This window comes from Oleidesulfovibrio alaskensis DSM 16109 (assembly GCF_000482745.1).
Lineage (GTDB): Bacteria > Desulfobacterota > Desulfovibrionia > Desulfovibrionales > Desulfovibrionaceae > Oleidesulfovibrio > Oleidesulfovibrio alaskensis.
In genome coordinates this window covers 284,879-305,157 of record NZ_AXWQ01000007.1, presented here as the reverse complement: position 1 = coordinate 305,157, position 20,279 = coordinate 284,879, and the positions used below count along the sequence as shown (strand labels likewise).

At 59.2% G+C, this 20,279-nt stretch carries 14 protein-coding genes and 2 tRNA genes; 12 read left to right on the top strand and 4 right to left on the bottom strand.

Annotated elements, in window-relative coordinates:
- Nucleotides 1-2 precede the first annotated feature (2 nt).
- The 4 genes from H586_RS0108040 (at nucleotide 3) to H586_RS0108025 (ending at nucleotide 6,529) form a co-directional block, all read left to right on the top strand.
- The gene (locus tag H586_RS0108040) at nucleotides 3-1,778 is read left to right on the top strand and encodes a sodium:solute symporter family protein (RefSeq protein ID WP_027181787.1); all 1,776 of its coding nucleotides are present in this window, start codon (nucleotides 3-5) and stop codon (nucleotides 1,776-1,778) included.
- A 101-nt stretch (nucleotides 1,779-1,879) separates the two neighbouring features.
- Nucleotides 1,880-3,883 carry a putative nucleotidyltransferase substrate binding domain-containing protein gene (locus tag H586_RS0108035; protein WP_027181786.1) on the top strand — a complete coding sequence of 668 codons (2,004 nt, stop codon included), beginning with the start codon at nucleotides 1,880-1,882 and terminating at the stop codon, nucleotides 3,881-3,883.
- Nucleotides 3,884-3,931: 48 nt separating this feature from the next.
- The gene (locus tag H586_RS0108030) at nucleotides 3,932-4,651 is read left to right on the top strand and encodes a 3'-5' exonuclease (RefSeq protein WP_051363935.1); all 720 of its coding nucleotides are present in this window, start codon (nucleotides 3,932-3,934) and stop codon (nucleotides 4,649-4,651) included.
- A gap of 171 nt (nucleotides 4,652-4,822) precedes the next feature.
- Nucleotides 4,823-6,529: a glutamine--tRNA ligase/YqeY domain fusion protein gene (locus tag H586_RS0108025; RefSeq protein WP_027181784.1), complete on the top strand. Its 1,707-nt coding sequence runs from the start codon at nucleotides 4,823-4,825 to the stop codon at nucleotides 6,527-6,529.
- A gap of 254 nt (nucleotides 6,530-6,783) precedes the next feature.
- Here H586_RS0108025 and H586_RS18660 read toward each other — a convergent pair whose 3' ends face one another.
- Nucleotides 6,784-8,076: a DMT family transporter gene (locus H586_RS18660; RefSeq protein ID WP_234702943.1), complete on the bottom strand. Its 1,293-nt coding sequence runs from the start codon at nucleotides 8,074-8,076 to the stop codon at nucleotides 6,784-6,786.
- Between the two features lie 156 nt (nucleotides 8,077-8,232).
- On the opposite strand from H586_RS18660, the gene pdxR reads away from it, so the two are divergent.
- The 8 genes from pdxR to H586_RS0107975 all read left to right on the top strand — a co-directional run bounded on the left by pdxR (nucleotide 8,233) and on the right by H586_RS0107975 (nucleotide 15,817).
- Nucleotides 8,233-9,723 carry a MocR-like pyridoxine biosynthesis transcription factor PdxR gene (gene pdxR, locus H586_RS0108015; protein ID WP_027181783.1) on the top strand — a complete coding sequence of 497 codons (1,491 nt, stop codon included), beginning with the start codon at nucleotides 8,233-8,235 and terminating at the stop codon, nucleotides 9,721-9,723.
- 110 nt (nucleotides 9,724-9,833) lie between these two features.
- Nucleotides 9,834-9,908: transfer RNA gene (locus tag H586_RS0108010), tRNA-Gln, on the top strand.
- A 14-nt stretch (nucleotides 9,909-9,922) separates the two neighbouring features.
- Nucleotides 9,923-10,000: transfer RNA gene (locus tag H586_RS0108005), tRNA-Glu, on the top strand.
- A gap of 910 nt (nucleotides 10,001-10,910) precedes the next feature.
- Nucleotides 10,911-12,026 carry a branched-chain amino acid ABC transporter substrate-binding protein gene (locus tag H586_RS0107995; protein WP_011366720.1) on the top strand — a complete coding sequence of 372 codons (1,116 nt, stop codon included), beginning with the start codon at nucleotides 10,911-10,913 and terminating at the stop codon, nucleotides 12,024-12,026.
- A gap of 123 nt (nucleotides 12,027-12,149) precedes the next feature.
- Nucleotides 12,150-13,058, top strand: coding sequence for a branched-chain amino acid ABC transporter permease (locus H586_RS0107990; RefSeq protein ID WP_011366719.1), 909 nt, complete (start codon nucleotides 12,150-12,152; stop codon nucleotides 13,056-13,058).
- A 50-nt stretch (nucleotides 13,059-13,108) separates the two neighbouring features.
- Nucleotides 13,109-14,335 carry an ABC transporter permease subunit gene (locus H586_RS0107985; RefSeq protein ID WP_027181781.1) on the top strand — a complete coding sequence of 409 codons (1,227 nt, stop codon included), beginning with the start codon at nucleotides 13,109-13,111 and terminating at the stop codon, nucleotides 14,333-14,335.
- Nucleotides 14,332-15,120 (top strand): ABC transporter ATP-binding protein, encoded by a 789-nt coding sequence (locus H586_RS0107980; protein ID WP_027181780.1) that lies wholly within the window; start codon nucleotides 14,332-14,334, stop codon nucleotides 15,118-15,120. The genes H586_RS0107985 and H586_RS0107980 overlap by 4 nt, the downstream gene beginning before the upstream one ends.
- A complete protein-coding gene (locus H586_RS0107975) occupies nucleotides 15,113-15,817 on the top strand; it encodes an ABC transporter ATP-binding protein (protein ID WP_027181779.1) in 705 nt (234 codons plus the stop codon). The genes H586_RS0107980 and H586_RS0107975 overlap by 8 nt, the downstream gene beginning before the upstream one ends.
- A 108-nt stretch (nucleotides 15,818-15,925) precedes the next feature.
- Here H586_RS0107975 and H586_RS0107970 read toward each other — a convergent pair whose 3' ends face one another.
- From H586_RS0107970 to H586_RS0107960, 3 genes are all read right to left on the bottom strand, one after another.
- A complete protein-coding gene (locus tag H586_RS0107970; RefSeq protein WP_011366715.1) occupies nucleotides 15,926-16,297 on the bottom strand; it encodes a hypothetical protein in 372 nt (123 codons plus the stop codon).
- 217 nt (nucleotides 16,298-16,514) lie between these two features.
- Entirely contained in the window at nucleotides 16,515-17,774 is a 1,260-nt protein-coding gene (locus tag H586_RS18650; RefSeq protein ID WP_027181778.1) for a protein-tyrosine phosphatase family protein, read from the bottom strand.
- A complete protein-coding gene (locus tag H586_RS0107960) occupies nucleotides 17,771-20,257 on the bottom strand; it encodes a PEP/pyruvate-binding domain-containing protein (protein WP_011366713.1) in 2,487 nt (828 codons plus the stop codon). The genes H586_RS18650 and H586_RS0107960 overlap by 4 nt, the downstream gene beginning before the upstream one ends.
- Nucleotides 20,258-20,279: the final 22 nt, after the last annotated feature.

The following is a 20,279-nucleotide window of genomic DNA, read 5'->3' as shown; positions in this document are numbered from 1 at the left end:
ACATGAGTACCACGGTATGGACCTACATCATGGTGGGGATAACTTTCAGCCTGTATCTCGGCATCGCCTGGGTTTCACGCGTGCGCGACACCAGAGGCTTTTATGTGGCCGGAGGCGGTGTACCGCCGCTGGCCAACGGCATGGCTACCGCGGCCGACTGGATGAGCGCGGCATCGTTCATGGGCATGGCCGGAATCATCTCGTTTGCCGGTTACACCGGCTCCATCTATCTGATGGGCTGGACAGGCGGCTATGTGCTGCTTGCGCTGCTGCTGGCGCCCTATCTGCGTAAATTCGGCAAATTCACCGTTCCCGACTTTGTGGGAGACCGCTATTATTCCGGTACCGCCCGCGTGGTGGCCCTGTTGTGCGCCGTCTTTGTCTCGCTGACCTATGTGGCCGGACAGATGCGCGGCGTGGGCATTGTGTTCAGCCGCTTTCTGGAAGTGGACGTGAACACCGGCGTCATCATCGGCATGGCCATCGTGTTCTTTTATGCAGGCATCGGCGGCATGAAAGGCATAACATGGACGCAGGTAGCACAGTATTCCGTGCTGATTGTGGCATTCATCATTCCGGCCGCGGCCATTTCCAAAATGATCACAGGCACGGCCATACCGCAGCTCGGCTTCGGGTCGGCCATCGCACACGGTCCCCATGCGGGAAAATACCTGCTGGAAACGCTGGACGCCATAGGCCGCGACCTCGGGTTTGCCGGGTACACCGAAGCATTCGGAGCGGGCGGACGCTCCATGCAGGACGTCATAGCCATCACCATGGCACTTATGGTGGGCACAGCCGGGCTGCCGCATGTGATCATCCGCTTCTACACCGTGCCCACGGTACGCGGGGCGCGCCTTTCCGCAGTATACGCCCTGCTGTTCATCGCCGTGCTGTACACCACGGCACCGGCCATTGCAGCCTTTGCACGGTACAATCTGGTGAATTCGCTCAACAACGTGGCCTACACACAGGCGCCGTCGTGGTTTGCCAACTGGGAACGCACAGGGCTTGTGGCCTGGCTGGACAAAAACAACGACGGCATCATCCAGTACAGAAGCGGCAACGCCTTTGCCGGCAAGCCGGATTTCAGCGCCCTGCAAGGCGCGCACGGCCAGCGGCTGCTGCACAACGCCGCACTGGACGGCGAAAACGAACTGTATGTCGACCGCGACATCATTGTGCTGGCCAATCCCGAAATAGCAGGGCTGGCGCCGTGGGTCATCGCCCTTGTGGCTGCCGGCGCGCTGGCAGCGGCCCTCTCCACGGCCTCCGGACTGCTGCTGGTCATCGCGTCAAGCATTTCGCACGACCTGTACTACCGGATGCTCGACAGGCAGGCTTCGGAAAAAAAACGGCTGCTTGTAGGGCGTGTAATGATAGGCGTGGCAGTGTGCATTGCCGGATATTTCGGCATGAATCCACCGGGGTTTGTGGCGCAGGTTGTGGCGCTGGCTTTCGGGCTTGCCGCGTCATCCTTCTTTCCCACTCTTGTACTCGGCATCTTCTGGAAACGCGCCACCCGTGAAGGCGCCATAACAGGCATGGTCTGCGGCATCGGGTTCACCATCTTCTACATAGTGCAGACCAAATTCATGGGTGTATCGCCGTGGTTCTTCGGCATCAGCCCCGAAGGCATCGGCTGCATAGGAATGCTTGTCAACTTTGTGCTTACGGCAGCCGTTTCGCTGGTCACCCCGCCGCCGCCGGCTGAAGTGCAGGAGATGGTGGAATCCATCCGCATTCCCAGAGGCGCATCGGCGGCCATAGACCACTGATGACGGCATGGCGGACGGCGTCCTGCTGAACCGGCCCTGCGGGGGACGGCTGCGGGACACGCCCGGCCGTCCGCCGCTTTTACCGCTGCACAGGAGAAGCCATGACACAAGGCAACCCCGCCCGCCAGCCCGGACTGGTACGCACGTTTCTGCAACGCACCCTGCCTTTCAGCGAACTGCCAGCAGACAGCCTGCGCCGCCTTGCAGAAGTCTGCACGGTGGAGTTTGTTCCGGAAGGTACGGCACTGCCGCACGGCGCGCAGCGCCCCGAGGCCCTGCGCGTGGTACAGCAGGGTGCCGTGCGGCTGACAGTTGCGCAGGAAGACGGCAGCCCTGCGCTGCAGGACACCAGAGGCGAAGGCGACATCATCGGGGCCGCCGCGCTGCTGGGGCGCAGCACTGCTTCAGTACATGCAACAACACTGGAGGATACTTTTTTCATCCGCATACCGGGAAAAACATTTCTCGGACTTGCTTCGGAATTTCCTGCCGTAGAACGTTATTTCATGCGCACTCTGCCGGAAGAGTACCTTACACGGGCCTTTGACGAAATGCGCCTGCGCTGCGAAGGAGCCTCCGGCAGCGGAGGTCTGTATCTTTTTTCCGGTCTGGCGGGCGATCTGGTGCACAGGCCGCCGGAAACGGTGGTGCGCGGCACCACCCTGCAGCAGGCCGCGTACCGTATGATGAAATCCGGCACAGGATCGCTGCTGGTCTGCGAAGCAGCTCCGCCGCACGGAGAACCGGACGCGGCAGACATGCACCTGCACGCTGCGGTCCGGACTGCCGCACTCGGGGGCAGCCCCGCAGCAGGGCCGGTCATCGGCATCGTCACCGATAAAGATCTGCGCAATGCAGTGGCGCTGGGCATGGGTCACGAGGCTCCGGCGGAAACCGTCATGTCCGCTCCGGTGGCGGCTGTGGACGAAACCTGCACCTGTTTTGACGCGCTGCTCGAAATGATGCGCCGCCAGATTCATCACCTTGCCGTTTTGCGTGCGGGCAGGGTTGTCGGCGTCATCACGGCCCACGACATCATGGTCGTACAGGGACGTACGCCGTTTTCACTCTTCCGCGAAATAATGCAGCAGCGCGATCTGCGCAGTCTGCACCCGCTGGGCCCGCGCGTGGCGCATGTTGTGCGCGCCGTGGTCGAAGAAGGTGCCCGCGCGGCTGCGGCAGTACGCATGATAACAGTGTTCAACGACCTTTTTCTGGAAAAGGTGCTCACTCTGCTGCAGGCCGAAACGGGTCCGCCGCCGGCAAAATTCAGCTGGATGCTGCTGGGCAGCGAAGGCCGCAGAGAGCAGACCTTTGCCACCGATCAGGACAACGCCCTTGTACTGGAAGACTGCCCTGACGATATCATAGAGCGGGCTGCACAGGTGTACTTTGACGCTTTCTGCACGCGGGCCGTGGCAGAGCTGGAAGCATGCGGTTTCGCCCGGTGCGCCGGAGGCATAATGGCTTCGGAGCCGGGCATGCGTCTGTCTGTTTCCGGCTGGCAGCGGCGCTTTATCCGCTGGATACACACGCCGGAACCGCAGGAACTGCTCAAGTCGTCAATCTTTTTCGACTTCCGCCACGGGCATGGTCATGCCCCGCTGGTACGGCACCTGCGTGAATCGGTGGCTGCCGCGGCGCAGGCCGATCAGGTCTTTCTGCGTCATCTGGCCGCAGACGCACTGCGCGACCGGCCGCCCCTGTCTTTTTTCCGCAACCTTGTGGTCGAAAAAAGCGGAGACCACCGGAACATGCTGGATATCAAACGCCGCGGCATGCTGCCTTTCGTCAATATTGCACGCCTGATGGCGCTGGCGCACGGCATTGACGAAACATCCACGCCTGACAGGCTGACGGCGCTGGAACAGGAAGGTCACATGCCCGCCCAGCTGTGCCGCGAGGCGCGCGAAGGCTACGAGTTTCTCATGCATGTCCGGCTGGTACACCAGCTGGGACAGATACGGCGCGGCGAACCCGCGGGAAATCATATTTCACCGGCCGAACTGACCGGACTGGAAAAACGGACGCTCAAAGAGGTGTTTGCCGTAACCGAGCGGCTGCAGGCATTCACCCGGCAACGTTTCAAGCTGGATGTGTCCTGAAAGTTCTGTGCACGCAGCAGGCGTGTACAGCTATCCGGAGAAGTTATTATGGGAATACGCTCGTTATTGCGCAACCTGCGCCACAGACCGCCGCTGCATCCTGCCCTGCAGCGCAACAAAAGCGCATTTGCCGACTTCAATCAGGATATACCGCTTGAAGACTGCGAATTTGCGGTGACAGACATGGAAATGACAGGGCTTGACCCCGCGCATGACGAAATTGTCGCCATTGGTGCCGTGCGCATCCGCGGTCTGTCCATCATCACCGGCGACGTGTTTCACACCTATGTCAGGCCGCAGCGCTCCATGGCCCGTCCGGCCACGCTCATCCACCGCATCACACCGGCGCAGCTGCGGCACAGCCCGGCACTGGCCGGTCTGCTGCCCGGCTTTGTGGACTGGTGCGGACAGGCGCTGATTACCGGCCACCACGTGGGGCTGGACATGGGCTTTCTGACACGGGCGTGCAGACGGCATCTGGGCGGCGCCCCGGCCAACCCCTGCGTGGATACCATGCGGCTGGCGCAGGCATGGGAGCGTGAACGCTGGGAGCGGTCTTTCGATCCTTTTCAGCCCACGGTGTCATATACCCTTGCCGATCTTTCCGCCCGATACGGTCTGCCGCAGTTCCGCGCACACGACGCGCTGGAAGACGCCCTGCAGACCGCCTATCTTTTTCTGTATCTTGTGCGTAAACTGAAAGGCGGCGGCATAACCACGCTGCGCGGGCTGCATGCCGCCGGAAGAAGCTGGCGCTGGTATCTGTAACACCCCCGCCCGCGCCGGAAGCACTGCCTCTGCCGCGTGCCGCAAAGCGGCATAATTGACCCTGCCGCCGGTTTGCCGTATCTCCAGACGCATCATTTTGCTTTTCATTGCCAAAGACGCGCGGCACCGTGTTGCCCGGACCTGCGCATATATACACGAGGAATACCATCCATGAGCATCAACCCAGCCGATACGGACAAAAAAAAGGAAGCCGGCGTCGATTTCATCCGCGCCATTGTCAACGAAGACATGAAGACCGGCAAATATCAGGGCCGCGTCCACACACGCTTTCCTCCCGAACCCAACGGGTACCTGCATCTGGGCCATGCAAAATCCATCTGCCTGAATTTCGGCCTTGCTCAGGAATACGGCGGCAAGTGCAATCTGCGACTGGATGACACCAACCCGCTCAAGGAAACCCCCGAATACGTCGAGTCCATCAAAACAGACGTGCGCTGGCTGGGCTTTGACTGGGAAGAGCGCATGTTTCATGCCTCGGACTATTTCGAACGTCTGTTCGAACTTGCCGTACAGCTTATCAAGGCGGGCAAGGCATATGTGGATGACCTGACTCCCGAACAGATACGCGAATACCGCGGCACCCTGAAAGAGCCCGGCAAAAACAGCCCCTACCGCGACCGCAGCGCCGAGGAAAACCTCGACCTGTTCATGCGTATGCGCAACGGCGAATTTGAAGACGGCAGCCGCGTACTGCGTGCCAAAATAGACATGGCATCGCCCAACATGGTCATGCGCGATCCCACGATCTACCGTATACGCCGTGCGCACCATCACCGCACGGGCGACGCGTGGTGCATCTATCCCATGTACGACTTCACGCACTGCATTTCCGATTCCATCGAAGGCATCACCCATTCCATCTGCACGCTGGAGTTTGAAAACAACCGCGAGCTGTATGACTGGATGCTGAATACGCTGGAACTCTATCATCCGCAGCAGATAGAATTTGCCCGGCTGAATCTGACCCACACCGTGCTTTCCAAACGCAAACTTATCCAGCTGGTGGAAGAAGGTCATGTAAGCGGCTGGGACGACCCGCGCATGCCCACGCTGAGCGGTGTACGCCGCCGCGGCATAACTCCCGAAGCGCTGCGTGAATTCTGCGCACGCATCGGCGTGGCCAAAGCCGACAGCATGGTGGACTACGGTCTGCTGGAATTCTGCGCACGCGAACACCTGAACCGCATAGCCCCCCGCCTGATGGCGGTGCTGGATCCTGTAAAGGTGGTTATCGAAAACTATCCGGAAGGACAGGTGGAAGAATTTGAAATGCCCCTGAATCCCGAAGACGAATCACAGGGTACCCGCATGGTTCCGTTCTCGCGTGAACTGTACATCGAAAGGGATGACTTCCGCGAACAGGCACCCAACAAAAAATTCTTCCGCCTTGCCATCGGCAAGGAAGTGCGGCTGCGCTATGCCTATTACATCACCTGCAACGATGTGGTGAAGGACGAACACGGCAACATAACCGAACTGCGCTGCACGTACGACCCCGCCACCCGCGGCGGCTGGTCCGACGACGGACGCAAGGTCAAAGGGACCCTGCACTGGGTTTCCGCCGCCCACGCCGTACCGGCTCAGGTGCGCCTGTACGACAAGCTGTTCACCGTGGAAAATCCCAATGCCGCCGAAGAAGGCAAAACATTTGTGGATTATCTGAATCCCGATTCACTTTCCGTGGTGACGGGCTACCTTGAACCGGCACTGAAAAACATGGAACACGGCAGCCGGGTGCAGTTTGAACGCATCGGCTATTTCTGCGTCGACCCCGATTCCACAGCGGACGCTCCCGTGTTCAACCGTACCGTGACGCTGAAGGACAGCTGGGCCAAAATAGCCAACAAGCAGGACTGATCCGCCGGTACCGTCTCCGCCTGACAAAGCGCCGCACCTTTCGGGTGCGGCGCTTTTTTATGCCCGGCAGCACGCAAAAAAACACCGCACACGGCCCTGCCGGAGCAGAAGCGATGTGCGGTGTAGGTTGCGGGTAACGCGCCCCGGAGACGCAGGGCATTCAATCAGCAAAAACACTAACGGCCGCGTTCACACATGCGGCGGAAGACATGCGGCGAAAGACATCCGGCGACAGAAAACATCCGGCGGCACGCTTACGCACTGTGCACGGCGGCACCGCCCATGGCCGGAGAAACCGGCCTGTCTGTGCCGGTGCAGGCCGCAGCCTGTGTCGCTGCGGTCATACCGGCAGCTGCTGTCTGCCCCTGCGGTGCGGCAACTGCCTGCACCACTGCGTCCACTGCCCCCGGCACGGCGTTCACAGCGGCTGTCACGGCACCGGTTATGGCATCGGGCAGCACTTCCGGCAACGACTGCACGGCGTTGCCCACCACTCCGGGCACAGCCTGAACAGCCGCACCCACGGCACCCACGGCGTCTGCCACGGCCGCCGCGTGTTCTTCTGTCAGCCGGGCAGGCGAAGATGAACGGGGCAGAACGGCCACACCGCCGGTTATCATGGCTATGCCGGCCCACTGCATGGGTGTAAGCATCTCGCCGATGGTAAAATAGGCAAAAGTGGCGGCCAGCGCCGGTTCAAGCAGCAGGATGGTGTTGGCCACTCCTACGGAGAGCATGCCCAGCGACACGTTGTACATACCCATACCCAGCAGCGTGGGACCCACAGCAAGAGCCAGCATGGCCACCCAGCACCCCGGTTCCATATTCATGCCTTGTATGCTCATGACGCCCAGCCCCCATGAAGGAACAAACAGCGCGGCAATGACGTTGAACAGCACCTGAAACAGGCTGGCGTACCCGAAGATATGCAGCAGCGTCACCCAAGGGTTAAGCCCCCGGCAGGCTGCAAGACGCCCCATCATTCCGTAACCGGCATACAGAAGCCCCGAGGCGAATCCCGTGACAAGCCCCAGAGTGCTCATACCGCTCCAGACTTCCGGTGTGAGCACGCCGCACACCAGTGCGCAGCCCGAAAGGCAGATGACAACCGCCAGCGCCAGCGAGCGGCTCATTCTTTCGCCCAGCAGCAGCCAGCCGAGTATGCCGGAATATGCCGCGGAGCAGTAAGAAAGCACCGTGGCCACGGAAGCACCCGTTTCAATGACGGCGATGGTCCAGTCAAGGTTCATGGAAGCCAGCATGAAACCGTAGGCAACCAGAAGCCTGTTGTCGGCCTTGCCGTGCACCCGCACGGGCACGCGCAGCAGCGTCAGCACGGGCAGCAGCGTCAGAAAAACCAGCGCATTGCGCCAGAAGGCAAGCTGCGCCGGCGGCAGAGCGTATTCATCGCTTATGTGTTTAATGATGATGCCGGTCAACGACATGACCACAGCGGCCACAAGAGCCGAAAGATAACCGGCCGAAGCGCCGGAAAACCGCAGTCCGTTCAGGGGGCTGCGCAACGAAAAAGACATGGTGTTCTGCATGGCATGCATCCTCGATCAACAAAAAATGAAGCATGCCTCTACGCCTGCATTGACCCCTTGATAAGGGACACTTTTTATGAATATTTACAGGGTCACTTTAACGACGTCATCCTCTGTTCCGCACCGCCGGACACAGCCGTCTTTCCGGAGGCTTTCATGAGTATTCCGCTGAACCACAACACCCCGCTGCCGCTGTATAAACAGCTTGCGGCCTACCTGCGTCAGCGCATCGAACTGGGTGAACTGGAACCGGGCACAAAACTGCCGTCCATCCGCCATATGGCCCGCAGTCAGGGTATCAACCGCATTACCGTGGAAACCGCCTATGCCGAACTGGAAGCTGACGGGCTGGTGACATCGCGCAGGGGCAGCGGCACTTTTGTGCTGCCGCCTTTTCCCGGCCACGACGGCCCGCAGGCCGATACACCCGGCAGATGGCCCGCATGGCAGCACGCAGCCGCCGAACGCTTCGAGGCCATATGGCCCGGACACCCCGCCCCGCTGCACAGCGGAGCAACTCCTGCGGGGGTGATCTCGCTGGCAGACGGCAACAGCGACCCCCTGCTTTTCCCCTTCGAAGCTTTCAGCCGGACCCTGCGCGAGGTCATGCGCCGCGACGGCACCGCCGCGCTGGAATACGAGGAAGCCGCAGGCTACCGTCCGCTGCGCCGGACCATCGCCCGCATTCTTGTCGATCAGGGCATAGGTGTGACGCCTGACAACATCGTGGTCACATCCGGCTCGCAGCAGGCCATTTTCATCATCGCGCAGGTGCTGCTGCGCAAAGGGCAGACCGTCTACACCGAAACCCCCACCTATCCCGAGTCACTCAGGCTTTTCCGCACCATGGGCATGCGCATAGCCGCCATACCCATGGACAGCGGCGGCATGCGCACCGACCTGCTGGAACAGGCCATGCGCACACACGGCGAAGGGCTGGTTCTGACCATGCCCACGTTTCACAACCCTACGGGCATCTGCATGGACGGACACCGCCGGCGTATTCTTGCCTCCATGGCAGAAGCGCATGGCATTGCGGTGGTGGAAGACGACTACGCCGGCGATATCCGCTATGAAGGGCATTCGCAACCGGCCATCAAAAGTCTGAGTGCCGCAGGCAACTGCCTGTACATCGGCACGTTTTCAAAAATGCTCGTACCCGGCCTGCGGGTGGGCTACATTGTTGCCGAAGGGCCGGTGCTGACACAACTTGAACGCTATAAACGCATGCTTGATCTTTCTTCGCCCGGACTTGTGCAGCGGGTGCTGGAACGATTCGTTGATGTGGGCAGCTACCGCAACCACCTGAACAGACTGTGCCGCACCTACCGCATGCGGCGCGACATAATGCTGGACTGTGCGCAAAAATGGCTGCCCCGATGCGTGCATATCACCCCGCCGTCCGGCGGGCTGTTTGCGTGGCTGCGGCTGCCGGAAGACGTGCATGCCGACGCCCTTGCCGAAACGGCCCCCCACCACGGGGTGGCTGTTGCCAGCGGCACGGCTTTTTTTCCTCAGCCTCAGGAAGGCGCCCGCCATATCCGCATAAATTTTTGCAGACACGACGAGAACACCCTGAAAGAAGCCATGCGCAGGCTTGGAACAGCCATGCAGAAAAGCATCGCCGCCACAAAATATATGAAGTGATAACATGCTTGTTTTTATAAACATACCGGACTGCTTCATAAAAAAATAAAAAAAATAAAATTTGTCCGTTGACAACAGACCCCTGTCTCTATACAAAGGCACCTCGCTGTTGGGCTGTCGTTCAATTGGCAGGACGACGGATTCTGGCTCCGTTAATCAAGGTTCGAGTCCTTGCAGCCCAGCCAAAAATTTTCATTGTGTCCCCATCGTCTAGCCTGGCCTAGGACACCTGCCTTTCACGCAGGCGACAGGGGTTCAAATCCCCTTGGGGACGCCATGAATAAAAAAAGCGCTTCTGCTTCCATGCAGGAGCGCTTTTTTTATTCCCTGCCCGCCGCCGACAGTGACCGCAGCTTTTCAACCGCTTCAGGCTGCGACCGCAGCGTTTCAACCCCTTCAGGCTGCGACCGCGGCGTTTCAACCGCCGCCGGCAGTTCAGCTGGCCCGCCATATCCATCCAGCCCCGCGCAAAGCCCCGCCACAGCGTGCCTGTGCCTGCCGGGCTGACACCGGCACCGCACAGTTTTCCGAATGTTATTCAGGCAGTCATGCCGCAGGCAGACAGCTGCCTGTCTGCGCTCCTGCGCCCGCAAAGCCCCTCAAGCGAAAAACCTCCTCCGCAACCGACCTCACATTGCGCACAAATCGGCACGGCAGTGCGCCACCGTTTTATACAGTTTTGAAAACACATCTTACCTATTTTGCAAATAAGCATGACCACACAACCAATGTCCGGCACTGCTGCTGCAGCTGATCCGGTGGTCAGATTGCCGCGTCACAGGCCACTCCTGCGGACATTGCGCAGCCTCCTGCAATTTGACCAATCAACCAACATCACTGAATAAAATTCAGTGCTGACAAACAGATGGAATATTCTTTTTTTCATTTTTCCATGACACACAACTCCCTGACGCCCGCTGTCAACTTGTTGAATTTCAGACACTTTTTGTTTTTATATCATTTTTGACAATCCATATAACATTTTGTTTTTATTATGCAAAAATATAATAATCACCATCTGTACCGTTACAGATTTGACAGTTTTCCTTGTCTCATGGCACTTAGACCATGAAGGGCGGTTGCATCCGACCGTCATCGGAAAGGATGCTGCGCTTCATATTCGCTTCAGCGGCACTTCTGAATAGTATTCACAAATTTGTTTCCTGGATTGAAACGGAGGAAGAATCATGGGTAAAGGATGGCTGAAATCTGTTGTTGCCGGTGTGGCACTGACCCTGCTGGCCGGTCCCGCTTTTGCCGACACCATCAAGCTGGGGGTGCCGGGGGCACACAGCGGCGATCTGGCTTCTTACGGGCTGCCCACCGTCAACGCAGCCAAGCTGGTTGCGCAGCAGTACAACGAAAAAGGCGGCATACTGGGCATGCAGATAGAAGTGCTGCCGCAGGACGACCAGTGCAAACCCGAACTGGCCACCAACGCCGCCACCAAGCTTATTTCCGACAAAGTGACCGTTGTGCTGGGACACATCTGCTCCGGCGCCACCAAGGCTGCGCTGCCCATCTACAAGGAAGCCAACATCGTTGTCATGTCGCCTTCCGCCACCAACCCGCCCCTCACCCAGAGCGGCGAGTACCCGACATTTTTCCGCACCATTGCTTCCGACGACCAGCAGGCGAAACTGGGCGTTGATTTTGCCACGGAAAAGCTGGGCCTGAAAAAAATCGCCGTGCTGCACGACAAAGGTGACTACGGCAAAGGCTATGCCGAATTTGCCAAGCTGTTCATCGAAAAAAGCGGCAAAGCCGAAGTGGTCATGTTTGAAGGCATCACTCCCGGCGCCATGGACTATTCCGCAGTGGTGCAGAAACTGCGCCGTTCCGGTGCCGAAGGCGTGATGTTCGGCGGTTACCATCCCGAAGCATCCAAGCTGGTTTCCCAGATGCGCAAAAAGCGCATGGACCTGCCGTTCATCTCTGACGACGGAGTAAAGGACGACACGTTTATCAAGGTTGCCGGTGAAAACGCCGAGGGCGTTTACGCTACCAGCTCCAAAGACGTGAGCAAGCTGGCCATGTATCAGGAAGCCATTGCCAGACATAAGCAGGAATTCGGCACCGAGCCGGGCGCCTTTTACAAGGAAGCTTACTCCGCCGCCATCGCCCTGCTGAACGCCGTGGAAAAAGCAGGCAGCACCGACTCTGCCCTCATCATGGACGCGCTGCGCAACAACTTTGTGGAAACCCCGGTGGGCACCATCAAGTTCGACAGCATAGGCGATGCCGAAGGCGTCGGCTTCTCCATGTATCAGGTTCAGAACGGACAGTACGTGGAACTGAACTGACACGCAGACTGAGGCGGGGGGCAGGCGGATATCTGCCTGTCCCCCGCATTTTGCACACCATAACATCCCCACACGGCTGATTCCCGATGAAGAGCGCGGGATAGCGTAGAACGGAAGGCATTCATGGACTGGACTTATTTCTGGGAACTGTTTCTGGGCGGGCTGACGCGCGGCAGCATCTATGCGCTTATCGCCATCGGGTACACCATGGTGTACGGCATCATCGAGCTTATCAACTTCGCCCACGGTGAAATTTATATGATAGGCGCCTTTACCGGTCTTATCACCGCGGGCGTTCTGGGCATCTACGGCTTTCCGCTGCTGGCCATTCTGGCTGTGGCAGTGGTGGTTGCCATCATTTATTCCGCTGCCTACGGGTACACGCTGGAAAAAATAGCCTACAAGCCCCTGCGCGGCTCCATGCGGCTGGCACCGCTCATCTCCGCCATCGGTATGTCACTGTTTCTGCAGAACTATGTCATACTGGCTCAGACCTCAGACTTTCTGCCTTTTCCGGCACTGGTACCGGATTTCGCCTTTATGGAACCCATCGCGCACATCTTTGCCTCTTCCGACCTGCTCATAGTGGCTACCAGCGCTTTTTCCATGGCGGGGCTGACCCTGTTCATCAAATACACCCGCATGGGCAAAGCCATGCGCGCCACCGCGCAGAACCGGAAGATGGCCATGCTGCTCGGCATAGACGCCGACCGCATCATTTCCATCACGTTCATCATCGGGTCTTCGCTGGCGGCGCTGGGCGGAGTGCTCATTGCCTCGCACGTGGGGCAGGTCAGCTTCAACGTAGGTTTTCTGGCCGGTATCAAGGCCTTTACGGCGGCGGTGCTGGGGGGCATCGGCTCCATACCCGGCGCCATGGCAGGGGGACTTTTTCTGGGGCTGAGCGAAAGCTACGCCACCGGCTACATCTCCAGCGACTATGAAGACGTCTTCGCCTTTCTGCTGCTGGTTCTGTTTCTCATCTTCAGGCCTTCCGGCATCATGGGCAAAGCTCCGGTCGAAAAGGTGTAACCAGAAGGCGGCGCGCACACGCCCGCCGCGCTTTTTCAGGATCGCATAGAATGGATAAAATCAAGCAATCGTTACTCATCTGCTTCTGGTTCATGTTCATGACATTTCCGCTGGTGGTCATCCGCGTGGACACCATCAACGACACCGTGACATGGCGCTGGCTCAACATGGTCTATATCGGCGCGGGCAGTTTCGTGCTTTCCTTTGTGTGGCGCTGGGCCATGGCCCGCCGCAATTCAAAACGTGCTACCGGCAGCCCCGCGGCGTCACCTGCCACCGGCATGGTGCACAGACTGGGACAGGACAGACGTTTTTCTGCCGCATTCTACTGTGCCGTGCTGGGGCTGGGCATTGTACTGCCCTGGCTTGTCTCCACCTACCAGACCAACATCATGATCTCGTTCCTGCTCTATGTCATTCTGGGGCTGGGGCTGAACATTGTGGTGGGCGTGGCGGGCATGCTCTTTCTGGGCTATGCCGCGTTTTACGCCATCGGCGCATACTCGTACGCGCTGCTCAATACCTATTTCGGCCTGGGATTCTGGACGGTGCTGCCTGTGGGCGGCATTCTGGCCGCGGCAGCCGGCGTTGCGCTGGCTTTTCCCGTGCTGCGCCTGCGCGGCGACTATCTGGCCATCGTCACGCTGGGTTTCGGCGAAATAGTACGGCTGGTGCTGGAAAACTGGAGCGACTTCACGCAAGGGCCCAGCGGCATATCCAACATTCCCCGGCCCTCGCTTTTCGGAGCGGAACTGGGCGTGGCCGAAACCGGCATCTACATCTACTACATTGTTCTTGTGATGGCTGTGCTTACCGTGGCCGCAGTGCAGCGCATAAAGGATTCGCGCATAGGCCGGGCCCTGCAGGCGCTGCGTGAAGATGAAATTGCCTGTCAGGCCATGGGCATAGACAGAGTGAACGTAAAGCTGACCGCCTTTGGCGTGGGCACGGCATGGGCCGGTTTTGCCGGCGTCATCTTTGCCGCCAAAACCACCTTCATCAACCCTGCCAGCTTCACCTTCATGGAATCGGCCATCATTCTTTCCATTGTGGTGCTGGGCGGCATGGGATCGAACTTCGGCGTCATACTGGGCGCGGCTTTTCTCATCCTGCTGCCCGAATACCTGCGCGAATTTGCAGAATACCGCATGCTCATGTTCGCATCGGCCATGGTACTGATGATGGTCTTCCGTCCGCAGGGGCTGATCACGCCCAAAAAACGCAAGTACGAAATTGATGATCCCGAGCTGCACGCCGGTAAAGAAGGAGAGGCCTGATGCCGGTTCTTGAGGTAGATTCCCTTTCAAAAAATTTCGGCGGACTGCGCGCCCTGAACGAAGTGGACATGCAGATAGACGCCGGCGAAATAGTAGCGCTTATCGGCCCCAACGGAGCCGGCAAGACCACCTTCTTCAACTGCATCACCAGCATATACACTCCGTCCGAGGGCACCGTGCATTACACGCGCGCCGACGGGCGCCGCACGCTGGTAAACGGCATGAAGCCCAATCTGGTCACCCAGATGGGCATGGCGCGCACCTTCCAGAACATACGCCTGTTCAAAAACATGACCGTGCTGGAAAACGTGATGATAGCGCGTCACTGCCGGACACATGCCGGAATCCTGGGTGCGCTGCTGCGGCCGCCTTCGGTCCGGCAGGAAGAAAAAGAAACCGTGCGCAGAAGCTATGAACTGCTGAAATACATCGGCCTGCACAAACTGTATGACGAACAGGCCAGCAACCTGCCCTACGGCGCACAGCGCAGGCTGGAAATAGCCCGTGCACTGGCCACGGAACCGGGGCTGCTGCTGCTGGACGAACCGGCCGCAGGCATGAACCCGCAGGAAACCGCCGATCTTGTGCGCCTGATTCTGCGCATCCGCAAAGAATTCAACGTGGCAGTGCTGCTCATCGAACACGATATGAGTCTGGTGATGAATCTTTCTGAACGCATCTATGTCATGGAGTACGGCTGTCTCATTTCGCAGGGCACTCCGGAAGAAGTCCGCAAAGACCCCAGAGTCATCAAGGCCTACCTCGGAGAAGAAAGCCATGCTTGAGCTGCGCAACATAGACACCCACTACGGCAACATACAGGCCCTGCGCGATGTCTCGCTGACCATCAACGAAGGCGAGATAGTCTCGCTCATCGGTGCCAACGGAGCGGGAAAATCGACCACGCTCATGTCCATATGCGGCGGCGTGCCGGTGACCCGCGGCGAGATTCTGTTTGAAGGCAAACCGATGCACACCATGAAGGCGGACCGGATAGTCCGGCTGGGCATCAATCAGGTGCCGGAAGGCCGTCTTATATTCTCCGACATGACGGTCATGGAAAACCTTGATCTCGGCGCCTTTCTGCGTGACGATAAAGACGGAATAAAACGCGATCTGGACTATGTGTTTTCGCTGTTTCCCATTCTTGCCGAACGCCGCAGACAGCTGGGCGGCACCCTTTCGGGCGGCGAACAGCAGATGCTGGCCATATCGCGCGCACTGATGGCGCGTCCGCGTCTGCTGCTGCTCGACGAACCTTCGCTGGGGCTGGCCCCCATCATCATCACGCAAATTTTCCAGATAATCGAAAAGGTCAATCAGGACGGTGTGACAGTCTTTCTGGTGGAACAGAACGCCAATCAGGCGCTGAAAATCGCCGACCGGGCCTATGTGATGGAAACAGGACGCATAACCATGAGCGGCACGGGCACCAGCCTGCTGGCCGACGACAATGTGAAAAAAGCCTATCTGGGCATGTGACCTGACAATCGCGCATGCGCACCGTCACAGGCCCGCAGCAAAAAAAACGCCGTCGTCCGCAGGGACGACGGCGTTTTGCGTTGTACTTTACGAGGGGATAAACCGCCATCAGCCGCCGAAATAACCGGGGCTGATAACCGAGAGTGCCTTGCTGTAATGCGTGCGCAGCTGGTTGAGCATACCCGCCATCTGTTCTTCAGGCTGGGCCAGACTCAGGGGGCATTCGTCACGCATTTTTTCAACCAGCATTTCCATCTCACGCACGGTTGATTTGATATGGTCAAGCGTGTCCATGAACTCCTGACTGCTCTTGTGCTGGTCATTGGCGAGCACATCGTACAGTCTGGACTTCCATGCGTTCAGCTCCATTTCAAGGCCTTTGCAATAATGTTCCACGGCAGCCTGACGCTGTTCATCAGTTGCACATCCGTCAATACCGGAACAGCTCTGGCAGGGGCCGGGGTAATCCATATTCGCCATAGTTCTATCCTCCTGAAGTCGAATGCTCGTCACACTATTCCGGACGATATCACAAGGTCGCGCACTGTACATTATTTTACCGGAACCGGATGAAAACACCGCAGGTTACGGATAATGCCGCCCGCACCGTGCATCGTACGGGGCATAGCCAATGAGTAAGCACCGGAGAAAAAAATGCAAGTCCCCATAAAGCAGACGGCAGTGGCCCTGTAACTGCTTACACCGGAGGAGAAAGCACAGGGCAGTCTGTTTCCGGCTCGTCGGGCAGGGTGCAGTCGGCTGCGGCATTGCGCATCAGACAATGAAACACCGTCTGCACATATCGTCCGGAAAGAACATCAGGAAGGGGAAAACGCGGCAGTTCGCTGGCAGGAAAGGCACCCGCCAGCGCCACGAAAACGTGTTCGGAAAGCCTGCCCAGCGGGCCGGAAAGTTCTTCTGCCCACAGCCGGAAGGCATCGTCAGCCGGAACATCAAAAAGCCGGCACTTCAGCGGTCTGTAATTATACAGCAGGCAGTGCCCTTCAACCGAAAGCGGACACAGCAGCTCGGCGGTGAGGCACGGGTCCTGCGCACCGGGAAAAGCGGCGGAACCCACATCCGCACGGATGCTGCTTTCCTGCTGCGAAGCCGTCAGGGCGCGCTCCATGACCTGCCTGCGCATATCGCTGGACAGCGCGGTGTTGATGCGTGTTCCCAGCGTCAGCGCTTCGATAAGCGTCAGAGCCACAGGAGAACTGCAGCAGCGGGCATGGTCTCTGCCGCAGCGCGGCAGCCCTTCGTGCCGTTTAAGCGCCAGACGTTCTACCTCGGCCTCGAGCAGCAGATAGTCGTCAACGTACGGCGCAAGGTCCACCCCGCCCTGACATTCCAGCGAAGGAGCACGCACCGTGAGCGGGGCATTGACCGTGCCGTAACGGCGCACCAGCCGCCACTGGTCAAAATTGCTCGGTCTGGCACGTAACCCGCGCAGCGTGCGCGCCGCCAGCCGGTGCCCCAGCCCCCGCCGAAGCAGGTAGGCATTAAGCACCGTGCCGGTCCGCCCTATGCCGTGACGGCAGTGAATGTATACCCGTTTTCCCAGATACAGGCATTCATCCACCCACTCCAGCGCTTCTTCCAGTGCATCCAGTGCGGGGGCTTCTTCATCAACCACAGGCAGATACCATGTGTCGAAACCGTTTTCGCGCTCAAGGTCTGCCAGACCGGGCAGTTCGGAACACAGGTTCAGAATGCTGCTTACCCCCATATCGCGCAGAGCCTGCAACTGCCTGCGGGACATGGGCGCCGCCCCCACCCCCAGCCGTGATGTCACCCAGTATACATGCAGGTCAGGATGAGGTTCCGGCGCACCTGCGGGGCGTTGCGGTTTCATAAAGTCACCCAGCATGCAGCGCAGCGCCTGAACCCCGCGTCTGATCAGCGCCAGGCATCCGCCGCGGACCGCAACGCCGTCCCCGCTGGTGCCGGAGCTCATTCGTCCTCCAGCAGCGTCATAAAGTCCGCAGCCAGACCATCCACATCCACCCCCTCAAACAGCGTCATATCCATCAGACGCGTTCTGGCCAGCAGCAAGCCCAGCATGGCCAGCTGCTTCTGAATGGCGGTATCGTCGTCGTGCGGATGCCGGGCATCCAGCAGATCGCCCCGTATCTGTATGAAAAAGCCCTGCTTCTCCAGCACGGAACGGATGAATCCCAGTCTCAGGGAACGCTGTTCCGGCGTGCCACCGCCGCCCTTGAACCTGAAATTGATATAATTATTCTTGCCGCTCTGTTCGCACAGCGTATCAACCACGGAAAGATGATAGCCGAAGCGGGCCATGAAATGCATATAGGTATGCGAAACAACGGCATAGCTTGCCAGATCCTGAGAATCCGCCCGCACACCGACGCCTGCGCTCACCCGGTCAAAGGATTCCCAGTCCATGGCGGGCAGCCCCTGATGCCACTGCACCTTGTCGGAAGACAGCCCGAACCACAGCGCCCACATGGGGACCGACCGCACATCATCGGGTGTTATTTCCTTTTTGCCCGCAGCGGTGGGAAACAGACCGTCTTCCAGATTGAGCACATACAATGCAATGGGCAGCGGCGACCTGAGCTGCTTGGCACCGGCAAGCCCCCTGCCGGAACGCCCCACCAGCGAAAACATTTCGGCCACGCCTTTTTCGTGCGCAAAGCGGACAAAATCATGCAGCGAGCGGCAATAACGCGGAGCAAAGGTTTCGGACTGCGCATCCAGCAATGTGAGGCGCGAAATATGCTGCATGGCCTTGCCCATGCGTCTGGTCACCCCGCCGCCGGCGTGCACCCGCGGCCGCACACCGGCAAGGCGTTCTTCGCGTTCCAGCCCGCATACCCCGCCCGGGCAACCCGAGTATACCCTGCCCCGTGCGGCGTCCACGGTTACCTCCATGCCATCGGCAAGCGCCGAAAACGCCTGCTCCACCCCCACGATGACCGGCAGGCCGAATTCACGCGCCACCGAGGCGAAATGACTGGCTCTGCTGCCCTGACGGGCCACCACGGCGCTCAGCCTGTCAATGACGCGGGTGAGCGCCGGTCCCAGATTGCGGGTGACCAGCACCGAGCCTTCCGGCAGGTCATCCACTTCGGCGCAGTGTTCCACCTGACACACCACACCGCTGCCGAATCCCGGCGAGGCGCAGTCAGCCGCATCAAGCACCACCTGCATTCCCGCCAGCTGACGCTCATCGGCCGCTTCTTCCGCCACGGCTGCTGTCAGCACGGGGCGGCTCTGCAGAATGTGCAGCCTGTTGCGTCCGTCCACCGCCCATTCCACATCCTGCGGAACACCGAACAGGGTTTCAAGCTCCATGGCCATGGTTGCCAGACGGCGCAGCGTGGGGGCGGGAACCACAGCGTCTTCGCGCAGGGGCACCGCACGACGCAGAGAACCGCGCCGGTAGTATACAGACTGCGCCACGGCGGTGCCGCTGACCAGAGATTCTCCGGCGCCGGGCACGGCAAAAACAGACAGTACCCCGTCGGCACACGCGGCACACGCGGGCGGAGAAGGGTCACGCGTGTAAACCACCCCGCTTGCCTCGGCGTCAACCATCGGCATGATGATGGCAGCCATGGGGGTTTCGGCATCCGCCAGCCCGTGCATGATGCGGTAAGCCAACGCGCGGGGGGTGTATTTTCCCGCAACCACACTCTTCCATGCATCAAGCACACCGGCAGGACGCACATTAAGCTCAGACCCGTACTGCCCCGCAAACGAGGCTTCACCGTCTTCGGCCACGGCACTGCTGCGCACAGCCAGCAAGCGGCCGCCCCGTGCCAGTTCCATGGCGGCGATCTCTATTTCATCTGCCAGACGTTCCGGCACGGCCGCATTAATGATAAGCCCGCGCAGTTCACCCGAAAGCTCCGCCATGTCGTCGGGTCTGTCCAGACGCAGCCTGCACAGCAGGTTGTCCAGACGGCCGCGCAGGTCATTGGATTCTATAAAATAATGAAAAGCTGAAGTGGAAACCACCACGCCGGAAGGAACAGGAAGCGAGGTTTCACGCAGTATGCGCCCGAGATTGCGCGCCTTGCCTCCTGAGCGCCCGCCGTGCAGTCCGGCTTCTTCCAGCGGAATGACAAAAGGAGGAATGATTTCCGGTTCGGGCACGCTGACTGCCATGCGCGCATAAAATTCAATTTTTGTAAAATATTCCAGCAGGTCCATGTAACGCACCGGGCTCATAACCTGCAACTGACCGATAAGCTCGCGCACCGTGCTGCCCAGTTCTTCCGTCAGCCATACCACGCGCGCCCAGTCGGCTTTTTCGCGCCCGTAATGAATTTCCTCCAGATCGGCTATCAGCTCCAGACAGGCATCGTCCAGCCGCAGCAGTTCCTTGAACGCATTATACTTATTGCGCAGCAGAGTGCCCGGCGCAAACGCCTGATATGTCCAGTGCCGAAAGAGTTCCTTAAGCGGCATATCTGCTCCCATGGGCAAAGAC

Coding starts and splice junctions, on each gene's coding strand:
- H586_RS0108040 (WP_027181787.1), top strand. CDS start 3: ATGAGTACCACGGTATGGACCTACATCATGGTGGGGATAACTTTCAGC.
- H586_RS0108035 (WP_027181786.1), top strand. CDS start 1,880: ATGACACAAGGCAACCCCGCCCGCCAGCCCGGACTGGTACGCACGTTT.
- H586_RS0108030 (WP_051363935.1), top strand. CDS start 3,932: ATGGGAATACGCTCGTTATTGCGCAACCTGCGCCACAGACCGCCGCTG.
- H586_RS0108025 (WP_027181784.1), top strand. CDS start 4,823: ATGAGCATCAACCCAGCCGATACGGACAAAAAAAAGGAAGCCGGCGTC.
- H586_RS18660 (WP_234702943.1), bottom strand. CDS start 8,076: ATGCAGAACACCATGTCTTTTTCGTTGCGCAGCCCCCTGAACGGACTG.
- pdxR (WP_027181783.1), top strand. CDS start 8,233: ATGAGTATTCCGCTGAACCACAACACCCCGCTGCCGCTGTATAAACAG.
- H586_RS0107995 (WP_011366720.1), top strand. CDS start 10,911: ATGGGTAAAGGATGGCTGAAATCTGTTGTTGCCGGTGTGGCACTGACC.
- H586_RS0107990 (WP_011366719.1), top strand. CDS start 12,150: ATGGACTGGACTTATTTCTGGGAACTGTTTCTGGGCGGGCTGACGCGC.
- H586_RS0107985 (WP_027181781.1), top strand. CDS start 13,109: ATGGATAAAATCAAGCAATCGTTACTCATCTGCTTCTGGTTCATGTTC.
- H586_RS0107975 (WP_027181779.1), top strand. CDS start 15,113: ATGCTTGAGCTGCGCAACATAGACACCCACTACGGCAACATACAGGCC.
- H586_RS0107970 (WP_011366715.1), bottom strand. CDS start 16,297: ATGGCGAATATGGATTACCCCGGCCCCTGCCAGAGCTGTTCCGGTATT.
- H586_RS18650 (WP_027181778.1), bottom strand. CDS start 17,774: ATGAGCTCCGGCACCAGCGGGGACGGCGTTGCGGTCCGCGGCGGATGC.
- H586_RS0107960 (WP_011366713.1), bottom strand. CDS start 20,257: ATGCCGCTTAAGGAACTCTTTCGGCACTGGACATATCAGGCGTTTGCG.